A 19,623-nucleotide genomic window follows, 5' to 3' on the forward strand; every position below is an offset into this window, starting at 1 on the left:
CAGCCACCACCCCGCCTGGCGCCTGCTGCGCTCCGGGGGTGAAGGCCAACGTGGAGTTCTTCGACGCCGCCCGTCCCGCTCAAGCACGCTTCCGTATCGCGTCGTTGGCCGCGTCGGCCGGTGGATGGAGCAAGCCTTGCGCGTGCAGGCGGGCGACGCTCCAGCCTGCGCCGAGCAGGATCATGCGGGTGTCGAGTTCGGCCGCGCGTGCGGGCGGAATGGAGACGCCGAGATCGTGCATGCGCCTGGCACGCAGGGCGATCCAGCGCAGCGGGCGGCGGCGGGCGAGGGCGCGCCACAGCGCATGCGCCCCCTCCGACTGGCGTGCCCCGCTGACCAGGCAGAAGCCGCGGTCGAGCCCCCAGCCGTACACCGCGCTGGCGATGCCGCGCCCCTGGTAGGCCGGCGCGTATTTGGAGTGCGGCGAGCGCACGTGGCGATTGGTGCGACGATCGACCTCGATCAGGCGATTGAACACGGTATAGCCCGCGAGCCGCGCGCGGGCCGGGTCTTCGACGTAAACATAGTGTTCACCGTCGGCCTCTCGATGGTGAAAGACCAGGCCGGGGAGCAGCGCAGGCAGGCGGGTGCAGCGGTGGATCGGGTCGCCCGGGGTGTGCAGCCGGCCGTACAGGGTGTCGAGTTCGGCTTCGATGCCGGCGTCGGGCCGATTGACGTCGATACGCAATTCCATCCGCGGCGGCAGCACGCGGCGGAGGGCGGCGGCGATTGCAGTGCCGAGCGCGGAGTGAACGGCCGCGGGCCAGGCGGCACGCCCCACCGCCCGTGCGGCACCACTCGGCGGCGGCTGCGGGAAAGCGAGCGCCGAGCGCGGGGAGAAGCTGGAACGGTGGGACCGCAGGGTAGGGCGGGCGGGCAGGCCGCGCCGGTGCAGGGCGAAGGTGTTCATGGCGCGACCTCCGCTCAGTACGCCGCCGGGCCGGCCCACCAGCCGCTCATCAGGCCTGCGGGGCGCTGCGGCGCGCTCACTCGCGCACTCGCTTCCCAGGCCGCCATCTGCACGTCGAGACCGGCGAACACGCCATAGCCCGCACCGGCGCGGATCGCCTCCCCGGCGACCAGGCTCTCGCCGGCGCGAATCGCGCCCGCAGCGGCGATCACGCCGCCGGCCTTGATCCCCCAGCCGGCTTCGAGGTGCAGGCCGGCATGGATCGAGCCGCCCGCGGCGATCCCCTGCCCGGCACGCAGCGTGTCCGCCACCCGAATGTCAGCACCCGCCTGCAGCCCCCTGGCGCAGCGCACGCCTTCGTCGGCGAGCAGATCGAGACCGACGAAGGCGTTGCCGGCCACAACCAGACGGGCGCCGCAGCGCAGGTCCCAGCCGGTGCGCAGATCGCCGTCGCAGCGCAGCTCGCCCACACAGTCCACACCCCAGTCCGCGCGCAGGTCACCGCCGACGTGCACGCCGGCTTCGGCACGCACGCCGCCGGCCACCCGCAGGTCGGCGCCGATCCGGACTTCACCGCCCGCGCGCACCCCACCTCCGGCCTGCAGCGAACGGCCGACGCGGAGCACGCCATCGACGTCCACCCCGCCGCGCACTTCGAGCGTGCCGGCGAACACGATCGCGTCGGCCTCGATCGCATCGACCACACGCAGCTCGTCGGTGGGGCCGAACTGCTCGAGCAGCCAGCAGGCGTCGCCGACGCGGCCGGCGGCGACCATCTCGTCGAGCATGGCCTGGTAGTTGCCGCCTTCGCCGAACTGGCGGACGAACCAGCGGAATCCATCGGTGCAGGGCCGCTTCGCCCTGACGAAACTTCTGGTGAGAACCATCGCATTCCCCTCGTGCATTGCGCCGCCACACATCGGGCGTGGCGTTCCGGGTGCAGCCCTGCGGGGCAATGCCGATGGCCAGGAAGGTCGGAATGGACCGGGGCCGGACCGCCTCGACGGTCGATGGGCGGGAAGCTGGAGAAAGACCCGCGGCAGCTGCACGTTGAACGGGAAGCGCGGCGTGCGCGTCCCGGGCAAGGTGCCGTGCGGGGGGTGGGGCTCAGCCCCTGTGGTCTCCCCGCACGGCCTGGAAAAGCACGGCGGGAGACCCTGTGACCTTGAATGCGAGCTGGGTCGCGAGATCGCGCAGCGGCGACAGGATGCCACGCGCGCGCAAGCCGGCACCCGCGCGCAGCGAAGCGCGGCACAGGGCGGGGCGGAGGCGGGCGGGCAGGGTCACGCGGTGCTCAATCGATGGGAAAGGGCGGATTGTAGGCCAGGATGGCCGATCTGTACGAGGACCTGGGCGAGCCCCGCACCCAGCCCACACAGCGGCTGGAGCAGAAGTACAGTTGCAGCGCAGCACGATCTGGATTGCAATTCATCCATTACGTGGATGATTTTCAACCACTTGCCGGTTGATTTTCGGCATCTCTCGACCGTAAAGTGGTGCTCATGTACGACCGCCACATCGCCCCGCTGCTCATCCAAGCCCTGGCCGACACGCCCGTCGTACTGCTCAACGGCGCTCGCCAGACCGGCAAAAGCACGCTTGCGCAGTCGCTGCCCGAAGCCACGCCGCGGCGCTACCTGACGCTGGACGATCACACCACGCTCGCTGCCGCGCACGCCGACCCGGCCGGTTTCATCGCGGGACTGTCGGGGCCGGTCGTGATCGACGAGATCCAGCGCGCGCCCGGGCTCTTCCTCGCCATCAAGGCCGCGGTGGATCGCGATCGCAGCCGCGGCCAGGCCGCCGGCCGCTTCCTGCTCACCGGGTCGGCCAACGTGATGCTCCTGCCCGCCCTGGCGGACTCGCTCGCCGGCCGCATGGAGATCGCGCCGCTCACGCCCTTGTCCTGCGCCGAGCGGGCCGGCGACCCCGGGTTCAATCGGGCCGACTGGCTCTTCGACGGCGAGCTCTCCACCCTGCCGTTGCCACCCTGCGAGCGCGCCGACTTCATCGACACCCTGCTCGCCGGCGGCTTCCCCGAGGCGGTCGCGCGCAGCAGCCCGCGCCGCCGCGAGGCCTGGTTCGACAGCTACCTGCAGGCCGTGCTGCAGCGCGACGTGCGCGAACTGGCCAGGCTCGAGCAACTCGCCGAACTGCCCAATCTCGTGCAACTACTCGCCCATCGCAGCGCCAGCCTGCTCAATTTTGCCGAGCTCGCACGCAGCACCGGCCTCGCACAGACCACGCTCAAGCGCTACTTCACCCTGCTCGAGACCCTCTTCCTGATCCACCGCGTGCCCGCCTGGGAGCGCAACCCGGCCAAGCGCCTGGTCAAGACCGCAAAGCTCTTCCTGCCCGATTCCGGCCTGCTCGCCCACCTCGCCGGCCACCGCGCAGACACGCTCGGCAGGGCCGCCGGCCTGCCCGGCGAGCTGGTCGAGACCTTCGTCTGCGCCGAACTGTTGAAGCACCTCGCCTTCTCGGCGCGCGGCCTGTCGCTGTGGCACTACCGCACCCAGACCGGTATCGAGGTCGATTTCGTGCTCGAGGACCGCCACGGCAAGCTGACCGGCATCGAGGTCAAGGCCGCCGCCACGGTGGCCGGCAAGGACTTCAAGGGACTGCGGCATCTGCAGGAGACCGAAGCCGGACGTTTCCAGCGCGGCATCGTGCTCCATACCGGGCGCGAATGCGTCGCCTTCGGCGAGCAGCTGTTCGCGGTACCGATGTCGGTGTGGTGGGCCAGGCTCGCCACCGGCGCCCGCTCGCACGGCCCGTCCGCCTCCCTTCCCTGACCGCGAAACCTCTTGAAAAGCGCCCTCTTCATCGACTTCGACAACGTCCTTGCTCCGGCCTGCGCAAGCTGCAGCGCGGGGACGGTCGCCGCGGCGCAGCTGCCCACGTCGTCAGCGGCCCGGCGCTGCAGCATCAACGCCCGCCCCTCATCCGAGCACCGACCATGTCCACCCACGCACACCGCCGCCCCCCCGACTCCCTCGCCGGCTACCCGCCGGCGCTGGTGCATCAGGTCACAACGCTGATCGAACAGGGCGGCTTCGCCGACGCGCTGCGCCGGCGCTATCCGCAGGCGCACGACGTGCGTTCCGACCGTGCGCTCCACGACTACGTCCAGGCGCTCAAGGCCGCGCACCTGCGCAGCGCGCCGCCGCTCGCCAAGGTGCGCTTCGACAACACCCTGCACGTGATCCGCAACGCGCTCGGCACCCACACCGCGGTCTCGCGCGTGCAGGGCGCGCGCCTCCAGGCCAAGCGCGAGATCCGCATCGCCACCCTGTTCCGCGCGGCGCCGGAGGCCTTCCTGCGCATGATCGTGGTGCACGAGCTCGCCCACCTGCGTGTGCGCGATCACGACAAGGCCTTCTACCAGCTCTGCCTGCACCTGGAACCGGACTACCACCAGTACGAGTTCGACCTGCGCGCCTACCTCGCCTACCGCGCGGCGGGCGGCGAGGCGCTGTGGGGGGCGTAGGAAACGAAACCGCCCACCCCGCGCAGCTGCACGGGGTGGGCGGGACGGGGCTGCGACGACGGCCGGGTCAGCGCAGATCGAAGCGGTCGGCGTTCATGACCTTGGTCCACGCGGCGACGAAATCGCGCACGAACTTCTCCTGGTTGTCGTCCTGGGCATAGACCTCGGCGTAGGCGCGCAGGATCGAATTGGAGCCGAACACCAGATCGACGCGGGTCGCGGTCCACTTCTTCGCCCCGCTCTTGCGCTCGACGATGTCGTAGCTGTTGCGCCCGGTGGGCTTCCAGCTGTAGGCCATGTCGGTCAGGTTGACGAAGAAGTCGTTGCTCAGCGCGCCGACGCGCTCGGTGAATACCCCATGCCGGCTGCCACCGAAGTTGGTGCCGAGCACCCGCAGGCCGCCGACCAGCACGGTCATCTCGGGCGCGGTCAGCCCGAGCAGCTGGGCACGGTCGAGCAGCATCTCCTCGGGCTGGACCACGTAGTCCTTCTTCTGCCAGTTGCGGAAACCGTCATGCACCGGCTCCAGCACCGCGAAGGATTCGACGTCGGTGTGTGACTGGCTGGCGTCGCCGCGGCCCGGCGCAAACGGCACGTCCACGCTGAAGCCGGCGGCCTTGATCGCCTGCTCGAGGCCGACGTTGCCGCCGAGCACGATCACATCGGCGACGCTGGCGCCGGTCTCCGCGGCGATCTTCTGGTACGCCGCCAGCACCTTCGCCAGCCGCGCCGGCTCGTTGCCTTCCCAGTCCTTCTGCGGGGCGAGGCGGATGCGCGCACCGTTGGCGCCGCCGCGGTAGTCCGAGCCGCGGAAGGTGCGCGCGCTGTCCCACGCGGTGGCGACCAGCTCGCCGACCGAGAAGCCGGCGGCGGCGATCTTCGCCTTCACCGCGGCGACGTCGTAGTCGGTCCGGCCGGCGGGCACCGGGTCCTGCCAGATCAGGTCCTCGGCGGGCACGTCGGGGCCGAGGTAGCGCGCCTTCGGGCCCATGTCGCGGTGGGTCAGCTTGAACCAGGCGCGGGCGAAGGCGTCTTCGAACGCGGCCTGGTCATTTCGGAAACGCTCGGCGATCTTCCGGTATTCGGGGTCGAAGCGCATCGCCATGTCGGCGTCGGTCATGATCGGCTTCTTGCGGATGGACGGGTCTTCCACATCCACCGGCATGTCTTCTTCGGCGATGTTCACCGGCTCCCACTGCCAGGCCCCGGCGGGCGACTTCTGCAGCCACCAGTCGTGCTTGAACAGCATGTCGAAGTAGCCGTTGTCCCATCTCGTCGGCTGCGAGGTCCATGCGCCTTCGATGCCGCTGGTCACCGCGTCGCGGCCGATACCACGGGTAGCGTGGTTGATCCAGCCCAGACCTTGTTCTTCCAGCTCAGCCCCTTCCGGCGCCGGGCCGAGGTTGACCGCGCTGCCATTGCCGTGCGCCTTGCCCACGGTGTGGCCGCCGGCGGTGAGCGCCACCGTCTCCTCGTCGTTCATCGCCATGCGGGCGAAGGTCACGCGCACGTCGTGAGCGGTCTTGAGCGGATCGGGCTTGCCATCGACGCCTTCCGGGTTCACGTAGATCAGGCCCATCATCACCGCAGCGAGCGGGTTCTCGAGGTCGCGCTCGCCGGAGTAGCGCGAGCCTTCGCTGCCGCTGGGGGCGAGCCATTCGCGCTCCGAGCCCCAGTAGGTGTCCTTCTCGGGATGCCAGATGTCCTCACGGCCGAAAGCGAAGCCGAAGGTCTTGAAGCCCATCGACTCGTAGGCCATGTTGCCGGCGAGGATGATGAGGTCGGCCCAGCTCAGCTTGTTGCCGTACTTCTTCTTGATCGGCCACAGCAGGCGGCGCGCCTTGTCGAGGTTGCCGTTGTCGGGCCAGGAGTTGAGCGGGGCGAAGCGCTGGTTGCCGGTGCCCGCGCCGCCACGGCCGTCGGCGATGCGGTAGGTGCCCGCGGCGTGCCAGGCCATGCGGATCATCAGGCCGCCGTAGTGGCCCCAGTCGGCCGGCCACCAGTCCTGGCTGTCGGTCATCAGCGCCTTCAGGTCCTGCTTGAGCGCATCGACGTCGAGCTTCTTCAGCTCTTCGCGGTAATCGAAGCCGGCGCCCAGCGGGTTGGTCTTGCGGTCGTGCTGGTGGAGGATGTCCAGGTTCAGCGCCTTCGGCCACCACGCCATCACCGAATTCGCCGCGGCGGTGTTGCCGCCGTGCATCACCGGGCACTGGCCGGCGGTGTTCGTGCTGTTCTCGCTCATGTGGTTCTCCTTCTCTGGCTGCGTTGGACGGTGATCGAAAATGACGAATCCGCTGTGCGGAAAAACCCCGCCGGGGGCGACTGCTGACCCGCCACCACGGCAAGCGAGCGATCCGCCTACAGAATCAGGGTAGCAAAGATCGCTCACCGTTGAAGCAATCAGCATCATCGCGAAGGACTATGTGCCCTCTCCGCCTGCGTCCGCAGACCCTGCGGCGGGAAGACCGGGAACCGGACCGTAGCCGTCGCCGGGCGGGGCGCGGATACCTTCCCGCGGGACCTTCCATTGCGCGGAAAAAACGACGCATGAAATTCCATCGCCGATTTGAAGGAAAATACCGGCCTCGCCGGTTCTGCACCCCGCCTGCCGGACCGGCCCCGGATTTCTCCTTCAGGAAGCGACCATGCTGCAGAAATTCCCCGCCTTCGCGGGCGTCAACGGCCCCGTCGTCGTCATCGTGCTGGACGGCTACGGCATTCCGAAGCACCACGTCGGCAGCGCGATCGACGCCGCGCGCAAGCCCACCCTCGAGCGCCTGTTCGCCGAGTGTCCCAACATCACCCTGCGCGCCCACGGCACCGCGGTGGGCATGCCCTCGGACGACGACATGGGCAACTCGGAGGTCGGCCACAACGCCATCGGCGCCGGCCAGGTCTATGCGCAGGGCGCGGCGCTGGTCGCCAACGCGATCGCCGACGGCGCGATCTGGCAGGGCGAGGCCTGGCAACAGATCGTCGCCGGCGCCAAGGCCGGCGCGAACGGCAAAGCGGGCACCCTCCACTTCATCGGCCTGTTCTCCGACGGCAACGTGCACAGCCACATCGACCACCTCAGGGCGATGGTGCTGCGCGCGAAGGAAGAAGGCGTGGCGACGGTGCGCATCCATGCCCTGCTCGACGGCCGCGACGTGCCCGAGACCAGCGCGCTCGACTACGTGCTGCCCTTCGAGGCCTTCCTGCAGGACGTCAGCGGCGCCGGCTTCGACGCCCGCATCGCCTCCGGCGGCGGGCGCCAGACCATCACCATGGACCGCTACGAGGCCAACTGGGCGATGGTCGCGCGCGGCTGGCGCACCCACGTGCTCGGCGAAGGCCCGCAATTCGCCAGCGCCGGCGATGCGGTGCATGGCCTGCGCGCGCAGCACCCCGGCACCATCGACCAGGACCTGCCCGAGTTCGTCATTGCCGACGAGGGCAAGCCGGTCGGCACCATCGAGGACGGCGACGCGGTGGTGTTCTACAACTTCCGCGGCGACCGCGCGATCGAGATCACCCGCGCCTTCGTCGAAGCGGATTTCACCGCCTTCGACCGCGTCCGCACCCCCAAGGTCACCTACGCCGGCATGCTCCAGTACGACGGAGACCTGCAGCTGCCGAAGCGTTTCCTGGTCGCCCCGCCGGCGATCACCGACACCTCCGCCGAGTGGTTCAGCAAGTCGGGGCTGGCCCAGTTCGCCTGCTCCGAGACACAGAAGTTCGGCCACGTCACCTATTTCTGGAACGGCAACCGCTCGAACAAGTTCGAGGGCGAGACCTGGCAGGAAGTCCCCAGCGACGTCGTGCCTTTCGAGCAGCGGCCGTGGATGAAGGCGGCCGAGATCACCGACGCCATGATCGCCGCGCTGCGCTCCGGCCAGTACCGGGTGCTGCGCTGCAACTACGCCAACGGCGACATGGTCGGCCACACCGGCCACTTCCGCGCCGCGACGATGGCGATCGAGGCGGTGGACCTGGCGCTGGCGCGCCTGCTGCCGGCGATCGACGCCGCCGGCGGGGTGGCGCTGATCACCGCCGACCACGGCAACGCCGACGAGATGTTCGAGCTCGACAAGAAGACCAAGCAGCCGGCGCTCAACCCCGACGGCTCGTTCAAGGCCAAGACCGCGCACACCCTCAACCCGGTGCCGCTGATCCTCTACGACAAGGTCAGCGGCGGCCGGCTCGGCCTGCAGCCGACCGAGTGCGCCGGCCTGTCGAACATCGCCGCCACGGTCGCCAACCTGCTCGGCTTCGACAAGCACCCGAAGTGGGACGACAGCCTGCTCGTCGTGAGCCGGGGCGGGTAAGCTCCGGCCCCGCCCGCCGATCCGCCCCCATCCGGCTTTCCTGTCCTTACTTGCCCTGTTGCGCCCCGCCTTCCCGGAGCGGGCCGTACTCCACCGGCACCCAGGCGTAGCCGGTCGCCTCCGGGCGCACGCGGCCCAGCCCGGGAAAGGGCAGGTGCGCGCCGGCAACCCACCAGCCCTCGTTCGCCGCCCGGGCGAGGATGGCCGCGCGGGAGCGGACCGCCTGCGCCGGGTCCACATCGAATTCGATCGACACGACGGGGCGGGCGAACTGGACCCCATGGGCGTGGATGATGTCGCCCCAGATCAGCAGGCGCTCGGCCCCCGACTGCAGCAGGTACGACACGTGCCCCGGCGTGTGCCCGGGGGTCGGGACGACGCCGATCCCGCCCGGCAGGGTTTCGGTTTCGCCCTTGGCGAAGGTCCGGAACCGGCCTTGTTCCACGTACGGCGCAAGCGCCGCCCGCGCCATCCCGAAGAACGCCCGGCGCGCTTCGGGCGCCGTTGCGGCGGCGCCGGGATCGAGCCAGTAGTCCGCATCCTGTTTCGCCCCCCACACCGTCGCGCGCGAAAACACGGCCTGGCCTTCGGCCGAAACCAGGCCGCAAACATGATCGGGGTGCAGGTGGGTCAGCAGCACCGTATCGACCTCTTCGGGGCGGTAGCCCGCCGCCCGCAGGTTGTCGACGAGATGGCCCATGCTCGGGCCGAAACAGCGCGCCGCGCCGGCGTCCACCAGGATCAGGTTGTTCCCGTCATGCACCAGGTAGGCATTGACCGCGGTCTGCACACCGTCCTCGCCGGCCTGGAAGCTGCGCGCGAGCAGGGTCTGGATTTCCTTCGCCTCGAGCCCCTGCAGCAGCTGCGGCGCAAGCCTGACATAGCCGTCATAGAGGGCGGTGACCGTATGCCCGCCGAGGGCCTGGTGGAAGAATCCGGGCACCTGGACCGAAGGTGGCGGCGGCACGCCTTGGGCGCCGGCAGCCGAAGCCGCCAGTCCGAACGCAGCGACCGCCAGCAGGCGGCGAACGGGAGTGAAACGAAAATGAGCGCGCATCGGGGGATCTCCAACGGAACGAGGGGAAACGGACCTCCGGCCCGGCCCGCATCATAGCCCCGGATCGGCAACGCCGCCCGGCGTCAGCGCCCGGACGCGGTGCCGGCTCAGCGCCGCGCGCGGCACCGGGCCGGGTGCGCGCGCGTCCGCTCACGCCGCCGGGCGCGCCTGCCGGCGCCGGCGCACGCCGAGCCAGAGCAGGGCGAGGCCGGTGAGCAGGACCGGCACCAGCGAGCCGAGGTTGAGCAGCGTCCACCCCTGGGTCGTCACCAGCGCGCCGGAAGCGAACGAGGTCAGCGCCATCGTCGCGAACACGGCGAAGTTGATCGCGGCCTGGGCCTTGTCCTTTTCTTCCGGCCGGTAGGCCTGCATCGCCAGCGTCGTGCTGCCGGTGAACAGGAAGTTCCAGCCCACCCCGAGGAGGAACAGCCCGACCAGGAAGTGGTGCAGGTCCTGCCCGGAGAGCGCAACCGCGATGCACGCCGCGTTGAGCACGACGCCCGCCCCCATGATCCTCAGCACCCCGAAGCGCTTGATCAGGTGGCCGGTGAAGAAGCCCGGCGCGAACATGCCGATGACGTGCCATTCGAGGACCAGCGCGGCATCGGCGAAGGGCATCCCGCACACATCCATCGCCAGCGGCGTCGCCGCCATCAGCAGGTTCATGACGCCGTAGCCGAGCGCCGCCCCGGCGGTGGCGACGATGAACTCGGGCTGGCGCGCGATCGCCCCCAGCGCACGGCCGGACGCCGCGCTGCCGACCCGCGCCGGTTCGGGCGGGAAGCGGATCGCGGCCATCACCGCCATCGACGCCAGCGCCACCGCGGCGAGCGCGAGATACGAGCCGAGGAACGGCATTCCCAGCGTGTCGCGGGTGTGGTTGGCGAGGTTGGGGCCGACCACCGCCCCGATCAGGCCGCCCGCCAGCACCAGCGAGACCGCTTTTTCGCGGAACGCGGGCGGCGCCAGCTCGCCCGCGGCAAAGCGGTAGAGCTGGCCGTTGGCGCTGTAATAGCCGGCGACCACCGTGCCCGCGACGAGCAGCCAGAAGCTCCCGACCGAGAGCGCGAACGCGCACAGTAGCACGCTCAGGAAGGCGACCAGCAGGCCGAGCTGGAACGAGACCTTGCGCCCCCAGCGCTGCTGGCTGCGCGCCACCAGCCCGGTCGACAGCGCGCCGCCGACGACGTAGCCCATCACCGGCAGCGTCGCCATCCAGGGGACCGACGCCAGGCGCAGCCCGACCAGCCCGTTGATGGCGATGAAGACCACGTTGTTGGTCAGGAACAGGCCCTGCGCGATCGCCAGCAGCCAGAGGTTCTTTTTCACCCGTTCGCCCTCACAGCGAATGCGCCGAGGACGCCAGCTTCAGCCCCAGCGCCGCCATCACCCCACCCGCGGCGCGGTCGATCCACCTCTTGCAGCACAGGTAGGTGCGGCGCGGCTGTGCGGCCGAAAGCATCACCGCGACCAGGGCATACCAGGTCGTCTCGATGACGAACACCAGGGCGGTGATCGCGATGCCGACCGCGAGCACGGCGCCATTCGGCAGGAAGGCGGCGAAAACGCTCGCGTACACGATCGCGGCCTTGGGGTTGCTGAGCTGGGTGCCCAGCCCCAGGAGCAGCGATCGCAGCGCGCCGCCGCCGCCGTCTCCGGGCGCGGCCTGCGCCGCCAGGGGCTGCTTCGCCCCGCGCCAGATCATCACGCCGAGATAGAGCAGGTAGATTCCGCCGCCGATCTTGAGGGCGACGTACAGGGCGGGCACGGAAACCAGCACCGCCTGCAGCCCGACCAGGGCCGCGACCGCGAACACGACGCCGCCGAGGCCCATCCCGACCGCCGCCGCGAGCCCGTTCACGCGGCCGGCGCACACCGCGGTGCGCGCGATCATGACGAAGCTGGGCCCGGGACTGACCGTGCCGACGATGAGGACGCCGACGATCCCTGCAAGTGAGAATATTTCATTCATGATTTTTCCCGGCGAAAGGCGGAGGATACCGCAGCACACCCGTTCGGGCAGCGGCGCGCACGCCCCCGCACTCGGGCATACTGGCGCGCCCAGCGCCGGAGTGCCCCATGTCCTCGTCCCTCACCGACCTGCTCGCCGCCGCCCTCGCCGCCCGCGCGCCCCTGATCGAACGGCTCGCCGCCGAGCAGACCGACGCCTACCGCCTGTTCCACGGCACCGCCGAAGGCGCACCCGGCCTCACCGTCGACCGCTACGGCGCCACCCTGCTGGTCCAGACCTTCCACCGCCCGCTCGAGCCCGGGCACCTCGCCGAACTGCAGGCGTTCTACGCCGCCGCGCTGCCCGGCCTGGCGCTGGTCTGGAACGACCGCAGCGGCAGGCACTCGCGCATCGCCAATGCGCTCCCGCCCGAGCACCAGGCGCGGGCCGAAGAACCCGGCGAATTCAGCGAACTCGGCGTGCGCTACCGCTTCCAGGCGCGCCACGGCGGGCAGGACCCGTGGCTGTTCCTCGACCTGCGCGCGGCGCGCCGGCGGGTGATGGAGGAGGCAGCGGGGAAGTCGCTGCTCAACGTCTTCGCCTACACCTGCGGCGTCGGCGTCGCCGCCGCGAAGGCCGGCGCGCGCCACGTCGTCAATGTCGACTTCGCCGAATCCAGCCTCGCCGTCGGCAAGGACAACGCCCGCCTCAACGCGCTGCCGATCCGCTTGCGCTTCATCAAGTCCGACGCCTTCGCCGCCCTGCGCCAGTACGCCGGCCTCGGCCAGCCGAAGATGGTGCGCGGCAAGCACCTGCCGTCGTTTCCCGTGCTCGAGCCGCAGCGCTTCGAGCTCGTCTTCCTCGATCCGCCGCGCTACGCCAAAAGCCCGTTCGGGGTGGTCGACCTGATCAAGGACTACGCCGCCCTGTTCAAGCCCGCCCTGCTCGCCACCGCCGAAGGCGGCACCCTGATCTGCTGCAACAACGTCGCCCAGGTGCACCGCGACGCCTGGCTCGAGCAGCTCGAACGCAGCGCGCGCAAGGCCGGACGGGCGCTGCGCGAGGCACAGTGGATCGCCCCCGAAGCGGACTTCCCCAGCATCGACGGCAATCCGCCGCTGAAAGTGCTGCTGCTGCGGGTGTGAGCGGCCGCGCCGCCCTGGCCGCGGCGCCGCGCTGCGGCGATAATCGCACGCTGCGCAAGCGGATCAGGAATGCCGACCCCAACATGCCGACTCATCAGCACTAGCCATGACCCAGGCCCACCGCTGGCACCGCCTGAAGCGCCTGCTGCAGAGCGAACTGCAGCAGCTGACGGCGATCAACCCGAGCGACCGCCTCTGGCAGATGCCGGTCGCGGCGGCGCTCGCCACCGGCCTGCCGCTGCTCATCGGGGTGTATTTCGGGCACATGGATTACGGCCTGATCTCGATGCTGGGCGGGCTCGTGTTCCTGTATCTGCCCAACACCCCGCTGTCGCACCGCATGGTGTGGCTGATGGCCTGCAGCTTCGGCATGGCGGCCTGCTTCACCCTGGGGGTGATGAGCCATTTCTTTCCGCTGCTGATGACCTGGGTGCTGATCTTCATCGCCATCCTGGCCACCATGGTGTGCCGCTACTACGGCCTCGGACCGCCGGGCAGCCTGTTCTTCATCATGGCCGCGGCGATCGGCGCCTTCTCACCGGGCGAAGTGCTGGAGGTGCCGCTCAAGGTCGGCCTGCTGAGCATGGGCGCGCTGCTCGCGGTGCTGATCGCCTTCTTCTACAGCCTCTACAGCCTGCGCCTGCGGGCGGCCGAAGCGGTGCCGCCGCGCCCGCCGCCGAGCTTCGACTTCGTCGTCTTCGACGCCGTCGTGATCGGCGCCTTCGTCGGCATTTCGCTCGCGCTGGCCCAGGCGCTGCAGCTCGAACGCCCCTACTGGGTGCCGGTGAGCTGCCTCGCGGTGATCCAGGGCGTGTCCCTGCGTGCGGTGTGGGACAAGCAGCTGCACCGCGTCCTCGGCACCGCGATCGGCCTGCTGCTGTCCTGGGGCCTGCTGCTGGCGCTGGGGCCGTGGAGCATCGCCCTGCTGATGGTCGTGCTCGTCTTCGTCATCGAGACCACCGTGGTCCGCCACTACGGCTTCGCGGTGATCTTCATCACCCCGCTGACGATCTTCCTCGCCGAAGCCGCCACCCTCGGGCAGGCGGCGCCCGCGGTGCTGATCGAGGCCCGCTTCATCGACACCGTGCTCGGCTGCATCGTCGGCCTCGCCGGCGCGGCCTGCCTCCACAGCCCGCGCTTCCGCGCCGTCGTCGGCCGCCAGCTGCGCCGCCTGACGCCGTCGCGCCTCATACGCTGAACCGCCTGGCACGTCCGCCGCCCTGCACCTGTCATCACCCGCCTGTTTCCCGGAGACCGTCTTGTTCCCGAGCTCGCCAATCCGCTACGTCGAACCCCTGTTCCGCCCGCCGAGTGAGGCCGATTCGCTGATCCTGCCGCTCACCGACGGCTGCTCGTGGAACCGGTGCAGCTTCTGCGAAATGTACACCGCGCCGCAAAAGCGCTTCCGCCCCCGCGACGAGACCGAAGTACTGGACAGCATCCGCCGCAGCGCCGAACGCTACGGCAGCCGCATCCGCCGCGTGTTCCTCGCCGACGGCGACGCCCTGGTGCTGTCGACGCGGCGCCTGCTCGCCACCCTCGAGGCGATCCGCACCCATCTGCCATCGGTGCACCGGGTGTCGAGCTACTGCCTGGCACGCAACCTCAAGAACAAGTCCGTCGCCGAGCTGCGGGCGCTCGCCGAAGCCGGCCTCAAGCTCGCCTATCTGGGCGCCGAATCGGGCGACGACGAAGTCCTCGCCCGGGTGAACAAGGGCGAAACCTTCGATTCCGCGCGCGCCGCCCTCGACAAGCTCGGCGACGCCGGCATCAGCCGCTCGGTGATGATCCTCAACGGCCTCGGCGGCGAAGCGCTCAGCACCCAGCATGCCGAGCACTCCGCCCGCCTCGCCAACGCCACCCAGCCCGAATACCTGTCGACGCTGGTGCTCACCCTGCACGGCGGCGGCACCCGCTTCCGCCAGGCCTGGCCGCAATGGCAGCCCCTCGCGCAGCACGGCCTGTTCCGCGAGATGGAACGCTTCCTGTCCGCGCTGGAGCTGCGACGCACCGTGTTCCGTGCCGACCACATCTCCAATGCGCTGGTGCTCAAGGGCACCCTCGGCGCCGACAAGGCACGCCTGCTGGCCGAGATCGGCACCGCCCTCGAACACCCCAAGGCGGCGCCCCTGCGCCCGTCCTGGACACGCAGCCTGTAGCGCCCGCCACCGATCAAGGCCCGCCCCCTTACCCTTGGCACAGCCCCTGGACTAATATCGAAGTTCGGTATCGAAGCCCGATCGGCCGCCACGATCTGCCCCGAACCCACCCGCCCCTGCAACGGTGAGGACTCGAAAATGACCCGTTTATCGCTGCTCGCGCTCGTCGCCTCCCCGTTCATCCTGTCGGCGTGCGCGACCCCGCCGCCGCCCGCCGCAGCCCAGGCCCCCGCCGCCATCACCGCGCACCGCGACGGCCAGCTCGACTTCGACCTCGCCAGCGGCCGCTACGACTGCGAGCACGGGCAGCGCGTCGGTGTGCACCGTGAAGTCCAGGCCGCCGTCAACCACCGTATCCAGATCGACTGGCAGGGGCGACGCTACCGGCTCGAACGCGACCCCTCCCACTCCGGCCTGCCGCGTTTCGAAGACCATTCCAGCGGCCTGGTATGGATCGATCTGCCCTGGAAGAGCGTGCTGCTCGACGGCAGGACCCACAAACCCCTCGCCAGCGAATGCCGCATGGCGTAGCCCCACACCCGCAGGCGGACGCGCCGCCGAACGCCGGGGCGGGCAGGGGCGGCAGTGAACATTGCTTACGATCCGGTTTTACCGAAGCCCGCGGCCAAGCGGGTAAACTCCGCCCCTCTCTCCGCCCTTCCTGCCGCCCCGCCAGCCCGGAACCCGCCTTCCGCTACCCGCTTTCCGCTGCGGCTCTTCCATGCACCTTCTCCGCCTCCTCGTCCTCCTGCTGCTTCCCCTGCTGTCGCTGCAGGCCGCCGCCCAGGCGCCCGTGCCGCCTGCCGCTGCGGACGTGCGCACCCGCCTCGACACCCTCGCCGAACGCAAGCTCGCCGAAGCCGAGCACCGCAGCGCACAACAGGCGCTGGAGCAGGCGCTGGAGCACCTCACCGCCGCCGCGGAATACCGCCGGCAACTCGCCGCCCTGAAGGAAAAGCTCGGCAGCGCGCCGGCGCGCACCGCCGACGCCCGGCGCCAGCTCACCACCCTGCAGGCCGGCAACGGCCACCTCCCCGAATTCGGCGCGGACACCTCGCCTGCTCAGCTCGAACAACGCCTCGCCGAGCGCAACGCCGCACTCGCCGAATGGCAGCACCACCTGGACGAAGCCAACGCCCTGCTGGTGGGCTCGCGCACCGGCCCGGAGCGCGCCCAGACCGAGATCAGCGCCAACCAGGCGCGGATGGCGGCGATCGAGGCCGCGCTCAAGAGCGGCCGCGAGCCCGGCCGCGACGGCCGCCCGCTCGGCAGCGAGCGGCGCGACGCGCTCGCCGCGGAATGGCACGCGCTCGAGGCCCAGACCGCACTGCGCCGGGAGGAACTCGCCGGCAACAGCCTGCTGCAGGATCTCGGCCAGGCCCGCCACGACCTCGCCAGCCTGCAGGTGCAGCGCCTGGGGCAACAGATCCAGGTGCTGCAGGCGGCGGTCAACGCCCGGCGCAGCGCCAATGCGGTGGAAGCGGTGGAAACGCTGGAGGCGGCCGCCGGTGAAGGCGGACAGGCCAGCGCCGGCAGTCTGCTCGCACGCGAAACCGCCGCCAACCAGCAGCTGTCGGATTACCTGCTGCGCACCACCGAGCACCTCAACACCCTGACCCAGCGCAATCTCGCCACCCGCCAGCAACTCGACAGCCTGAACCGCAACCGCAGCCTGATCGACGAACAGATCGAAGTGCTCCAGGGCAGCCTCCTGCTGTCGCGCATCCTGCTCGAGCAAAAGCGCGCCCTGCCACGGCCCGCGCTCGATACGCAACTCGCCGCGCAGATCGCCGACATCCGCCTGTACCAGTTCGAGATCAACAAGCAGCGCGAACAGCTCGCCCAGCCCGCCACCTACGCCGAGCGCCTGTTCGCCCAGGCGCCCGCCGAACAGGCCGACGGCGCCCTGCGCGAGCAGCTCGGCGCCCTGCTCGCAGCGCGCGCGGAACTGCTCGAACGCCTCAACCGTGAACTCAGCGCCCTGCTCAACGAATCGATCACGCTGCAGCTCAACGAACGCCAGCTCCAGAGCACGGCCGACACCCTGCGCGCCACCCTCGACGAGCAGATGTTCTGGATTCCGAGCAACCGTCCGCTCGACCTCGACTGGCTGCAGGCCCTGCCCGGCGCGCTCCAGGCCCAGCTCGGCGCGATCCCCTGGCGCTCGGCCAGCACCGAGCTGTGGACCGGGCTGCAGGCGCGCCCCTTCCTGTTCCTGCCGGTGCTGCTGCTGACCCTGACCCTGCTGTGGCGGCGGCGCTGGCTGCGCGCCCGGCTCGACGGCGTGCACGCCGACATCGGCTACGTGCGCCGCGACAGCCAGCTCCACACCCCGCTGGCGATCCTGTTCAACGTGCTGCTGGCGCTGCCGGTGAGCCTGCTGCTGGCGCTGGCCGGGCTGGCGCTGCAGATGGACGCCCGCGGCCAGAACGCCAGCCTGGGTGCGGCGCTGCTGCAGATGGCCGAAGCCTGGCTGGTGTTCTACACCGCCTACCGCGTGCTCGAGCCGGGCGGCGTCGCCGAGCGCCATTTCCACGTCGCCGGGGCGCTGACCCACGAGCTCTACCTGCACATGCGCCGCCTCGGCCTGGTCGTGCTCGCCGTGGTCGCCATCGTCACCATCACCGAACGCCAGCCCGAGGGGCTCGCCGACGACGTCCTCGGCCTGCTCACCCTGCTCGCCGGCTACGCCTCGATGGCCTGGCTGATGGGCCGCCTGCTGGTGCACAAGTCGAGCGCCACCCGCCCTTCGCCGCTGCGTGCCGTGCTCGCGGTCGCCCTCGCGCTGATGCCGCTGGCGCTGATCGGCGCGCTCCTGACCGGCTACTACTACACCGCGCTGAAGCTCACCGGGCGCCTGATCGACACCCTGTTCGTGCTGATCGCCTGGCGCCTGCTCGGCGCGATGTTCCGCCGCGCGCTCGAAGTCGCTGCCCGCCGCCTGGTCTATCAGCGCGCGGTCGAGCGCCGCGAGGCCGCCGAACACGAAGGCCGGATCGGCGCCGACGGCGACGACATTGCCGACAGCCCCAGCCTCGACGTCGACAAGATCAACCAGCAGTCGCTGCGCCTGCTCCGCCTCGGCCTGCTCGGCGCCCTGCTCGTCGCCCTGTACTGGGTGTGGGCCGACCTGATCACCGTGTTCGCCTACCTCGACAACATCGTCCTCTATCAATTCACCGCCGCCGACGGCAGCAGCGGCACCCCGATCAGCCTGCGCGATGTGCTCGGCGCGCTGCTGATCGGCGGCATCGCCTTCATCCTCGCCGCCAACCTGCCCGGCCTGCTCGAAGTGCTGGTGCTGTCGCGCATGAAGCTGGCGCAGGGCAGCGCCTACGCGGCCACCACCTTGCTGTCCTACGTGATCGCCGGCGTCGGCATCGTCGCCACCTTCGGCGCCCTCGGGGTGAGCTGGGACAAGCTCCAGTGGCTGGTGGCGGCGCTGTCGGTGGGGCTGGGTTTCGGCCTCCAGGAGATCTTCGCCAACTTTGTCTCCGGCCTGATCATCCTGTTCGAGCGCCCGGTACGGATCGGCGACGTCGTCACCATCGGCAACGTGTCGGGCACGGTCAGCCGCATCCAGATCCGCGCCACCACGATCACCGACTTCGACCGCAAGGAAATCATCGTCCCCAACAAGGCCTTCATCACCGGGCAGCTGATCAACTGGTCGCTGACCGACACCGTCACCCGGGTCACGGTCAGGGTCGGCGTGGCCTACGGTTCGGATCTGGAACTGACCCGCCGGCTGCTGCTGCAGATCGCCGGAGACAACCCGCGCGTGCTCGACGAACCCGCCCCGCTGGCGCTCTTTCTCGCCTTCGGCCCCAGCACCCTGGACCATGAACTGCGCATCCACGTGCGCGAACTCGTCGACCGCAACGCCGCGATCGACGAGATCAACCGCGCCATCGACCGCCTGTTCCGGGAACACGGCATCGAGATCGCCTTCAACCAGATGGACGTCCACATCCGCAGCGTCGCCGACGGCAGGGAAGCGAAGCTGCAGACGGTGATGCCGCCACCGGCGGGCGAGGGCAGCGGCAGCGGGCAGTGAGGCCGGAAAGGAGGCTCAGGCGTCCGGCCCGGGCTGGCGCCCGCTCTCTTCCCCGGTGCGCACTTCGCGGATCACCTCGCCTTCGATGACCAGGCCGCGGGCGCTGCCATAGGCGCCCGCGGCCTGGTCCTGCGCACGCATCCGGGCCTCGCCCTGGGCGCGCATCGTCTTGCGCAGCGCGCGCGTCTTCCACCACAGGTAGCCCCACGCCGCCGCCCCGACGGTCAGCACCACGGCGAACAGCACCACCGAGAACATCAGCGCGAGGCTGAACACCGCCACCGCGACGACGGCGGCGACGAGCTTCTGCAGCAGCGAGGGAGGCGCGCCGTCGCCGCGCTGGAGCTTGTCGAAAAGGCCGGAAAATCGGGGATCCCTGTACATGAGCATTTCCTGAAATAACGTGCACCGCCGTACTGCGCCGCATCGCCGCAGTCAGAACCCGTGGCGGCGAAAAGATTCCACCCCCTGCCGGGGTCGGAACTGCGGCCGGAATGTTCCGCGGCAGGCGGCCGCGGCACCGGGCGCGGCCATTTTCGCGCAAATG

16 protein-coding genes are annotated in these 19,623 nt (G+C 70.2%); 9 read left to right on the top strand and 7 right to left on the bottom strand.

The annotated features are described in order from the left end of the window. Window positions 1-79: 79 nt before the first annotated feature. Both Tchl_RS00105 and Tchl_RS00110 read right to left on the bottom strand, forming a co-directional pair. Window positions 80-910, bottom strand: coding sequence for a hypothetical protein (locus Tchl_RS00105; RefSeq protein ID WP_075146606.1), 831 nt, complete (start codon window positions 908-910; stop codon window positions 80-82). 14 nt (window positions 911-924) lie between these two features. Further along, window positions 925-1,797 carry a hypothetical protein gene (locus tag Tchl_RS00110; RefSeq protein ID WP_075149504.1) on the bottom strand — a complete coding sequence of 291 codons (873 nt, stop codon included), beginning with the start codon at window positions 1,795-1,797 and terminating at the stop codon, window positions 925-927. Between the two features lie 441 nt (window positions 1,798-2,238). On the opposite strand from Tchl_RS00110, the gene Tchl_RS18050 reads away from it, so the two are divergent. The 3 genes from Tchl_RS18050 to Tchl_RS00125 all read left to right on the top strand — a co-directional run bounded on the left by Tchl_RS18050 (window position 2,239) and on the right by Tchl_RS00125 (window position 4,400). Next, window positions 2,239-2,379 carry a hypothetical protein gene (locus Tchl_RS18050; protein ID WP_157110106.1) on the top strand — a complete coding sequence of 47 codons (141 nt, stop codon included), beginning with the start codon at window positions 2,239-2,241 and terminating at the stop codon, window positions 2,377-2,379. A gap of 33 nt (window positions 2,380-2,412) precedes the next feature. Beyond that, window positions 2,413-3,705, top strand: a complete 1,293-nt coding sequence (locus Tchl_RS00120) for an ATP-binding protein (RefSeq protein WP_075146608.1) — start codon at window positions 2,413-2,415, stop codon at window positions 3,703-3,705. A gap of 164 nt (window positions 3,706-3,869) precedes the next feature. Continuing rightward, the gene (locus Tchl_RS00125) at window positions 3,870-4,400 is read left to right on the top strand and encodes a M48 metallopeptidase family protein (RefSeq protein WP_075146609.1); all 531 of its coding nucleotides are present in this window, start codon (window positions 3,870-3,872) and stop codon (window positions 4,398-4,400) included. A 67-nt stretch (window positions 4,401-4,467) separates the two neighbouring features. On the opposite strand, the gene katG is transcribed toward Tchl_RS00125, so the two are convergent. Next, a complete protein-coding gene (gene katG / locus Tchl_RS00130) occupies window positions 4,468-6,642 on the bottom strand; it encodes a catalase/peroxidase HPI (protein WP_075146610.1) in 2,175 nt (724 codons plus the stop codon). 403 nt (window positions 6,643-7,045) lie between these two features. On the opposite strand from katG, the gene gpmI reads away from it, so the two are divergent. Further along, window positions 7,046-8,707 carry a 2,3-bisphosphoglycerate-independent phosphoglycerate mutase gene (gpmI, locus tag Tchl_RS00135; RefSeq protein ID WP_075146611.1) on the top strand — a complete coding sequence of 554 codons (1,662 nt, stop codon included), beginning with the start codon at window positions 7,046-7,048 and terminating at the stop codon, window positions 8,705-8,707. Window positions 8,708-8,753: 46 nt separating this feature from the next. Here gpmI and Tchl_RS00140 read toward each other — a convergent pair whose 3' ends face one another. The 3 genes from Tchl_RS00140 to Tchl_RS00150 all read right to left on the bottom strand — a co-directional run bounded on the left by Tchl_RS00140 (window position 8,754) and on the right by Tchl_RS00150 (window position 11,736). Beyond that, entirely contained in the window at window positions 8,754-9,764 is a 1,011-nt protein-coding gene (locus tag Tchl_RS00140; protein ID WP_075146612.1) for an MBL fold metallo-hydrolase, read from the bottom strand. A 150-nt stretch (window positions 9,765-9,914) separates the two neighbouring features. Next, window positions 9,915-11,093: an MFS transporter gene (locus tag Tchl_RS00145; RefSeq protein ID WP_075146613.1), complete on the bottom strand. Its 1,179-nt coding sequence runs from the start codon at window positions 11,091-11,093 to the stop codon at window positions 9,915-9,917. Window positions 11,094-11,103: 10 nt separating this feature from the next. After that, the gene (locus Tchl_RS00150) at window positions 11,104-11,736 is read right to left on the bottom strand and encodes a LysE family translocator (protein WP_075146614.1); all 633 of its coding nucleotides are present in this window, start codon (window positions 11,734-11,736) and stop codon (window positions 11,104-11,106) included. Between the two features lie 107 nt (window positions 11,737-11,843). Between Tchl_RS00150 and Tchl_RS00155 the strand changes: the two genes are divergently transcribed. The 5 genes from Tchl_RS00155 (at window position 11,844) to mscK (ending at window position 19,076) form a co-directional block, all read left to right on the top strand. Next, on the top strand, window positions 11,844-12,860 hold the full coding sequence (locus Tchl_RS00155; protein WP_075146615.1) for a class I SAM-dependent rRNA methyltransferase: 1,017 nt from the start codon (window positions 11,844-11,846) through the stop codon (window positions 12,858-12,860). Window positions 12,861-12,966: 106 nt separating this feature from the next. After that, window positions 12,967-14,058, top strand: coding sequence for an FUSC family protein (locus Tchl_RS00160; protein ID WP_075146616.1), 1,092 nt, complete (start codon window positions 12,967-12,969; stop codon window positions 14,056-14,058). Window positions 14,059-14,119: 61 nt separating this feature from the next. Further along, window positions 14,120-15,019: a radical SAM protein gene (locus Tchl_RS00165; RefSeq protein ID WP_075146617.1), complete on the top strand. Its 900-nt coding sequence runs from the start codon at window positions 14,120-14,122 to the stop codon at window positions 15,017-15,019. 138 nt (window positions 15,020-15,157) lie between these two features. Continuing rightward, on the top strand, window positions 15,158-15,550 hold the full coding sequence (locus tag Tchl_RS00170) for a hypothetical protein (RefSeq protein ID WP_075146618.1): 393 nt from the start codon (window positions 15,158-15,160) through the stop codon (window positions 15,548-15,550). A 190-nt stretch (window positions 15,551-15,740) separates the two neighbouring features. Then, the gene (gene mscK, locus Tchl_RS00175; protein ID WP_075146619.1) at window positions 15,741-19,076 is read left to right on the top strand and encodes a mechanosensitive channel MscK; all 3,336 of its coding nucleotides are present in this window, start codon (window positions 15,741-15,743) and stop codon (window positions 19,074-19,076) included. A gap of 15 nt (window positions 19,077-19,091) precedes the next feature. On the opposite strand, the gene Tchl_RS00180 is transcribed toward mscK, so the two are convergent. Further along, window positions 19,092-19,460, bottom strand: a complete 369-nt coding sequence (locus tag Tchl_RS00180) for a hypothetical protein (protein WP_075146620.1) — start codon at window positions 19,458-19,460, stop codon at window positions 19,092-19,094. Window positions 19,461-19,623: the final 163 nt, after the last annotated feature.

Origin of the sequence: Thauera chlorobenzoica (assembly GCF_001922305.1) — a bacterium.
Classification (GTDB): domain Bacteria; phylum Pseudomonadota; class Gammaproteobacteria; order Burkholderiales; family Rhodocyclaceae; genus Thauera; species Thauera chlorobenzoica.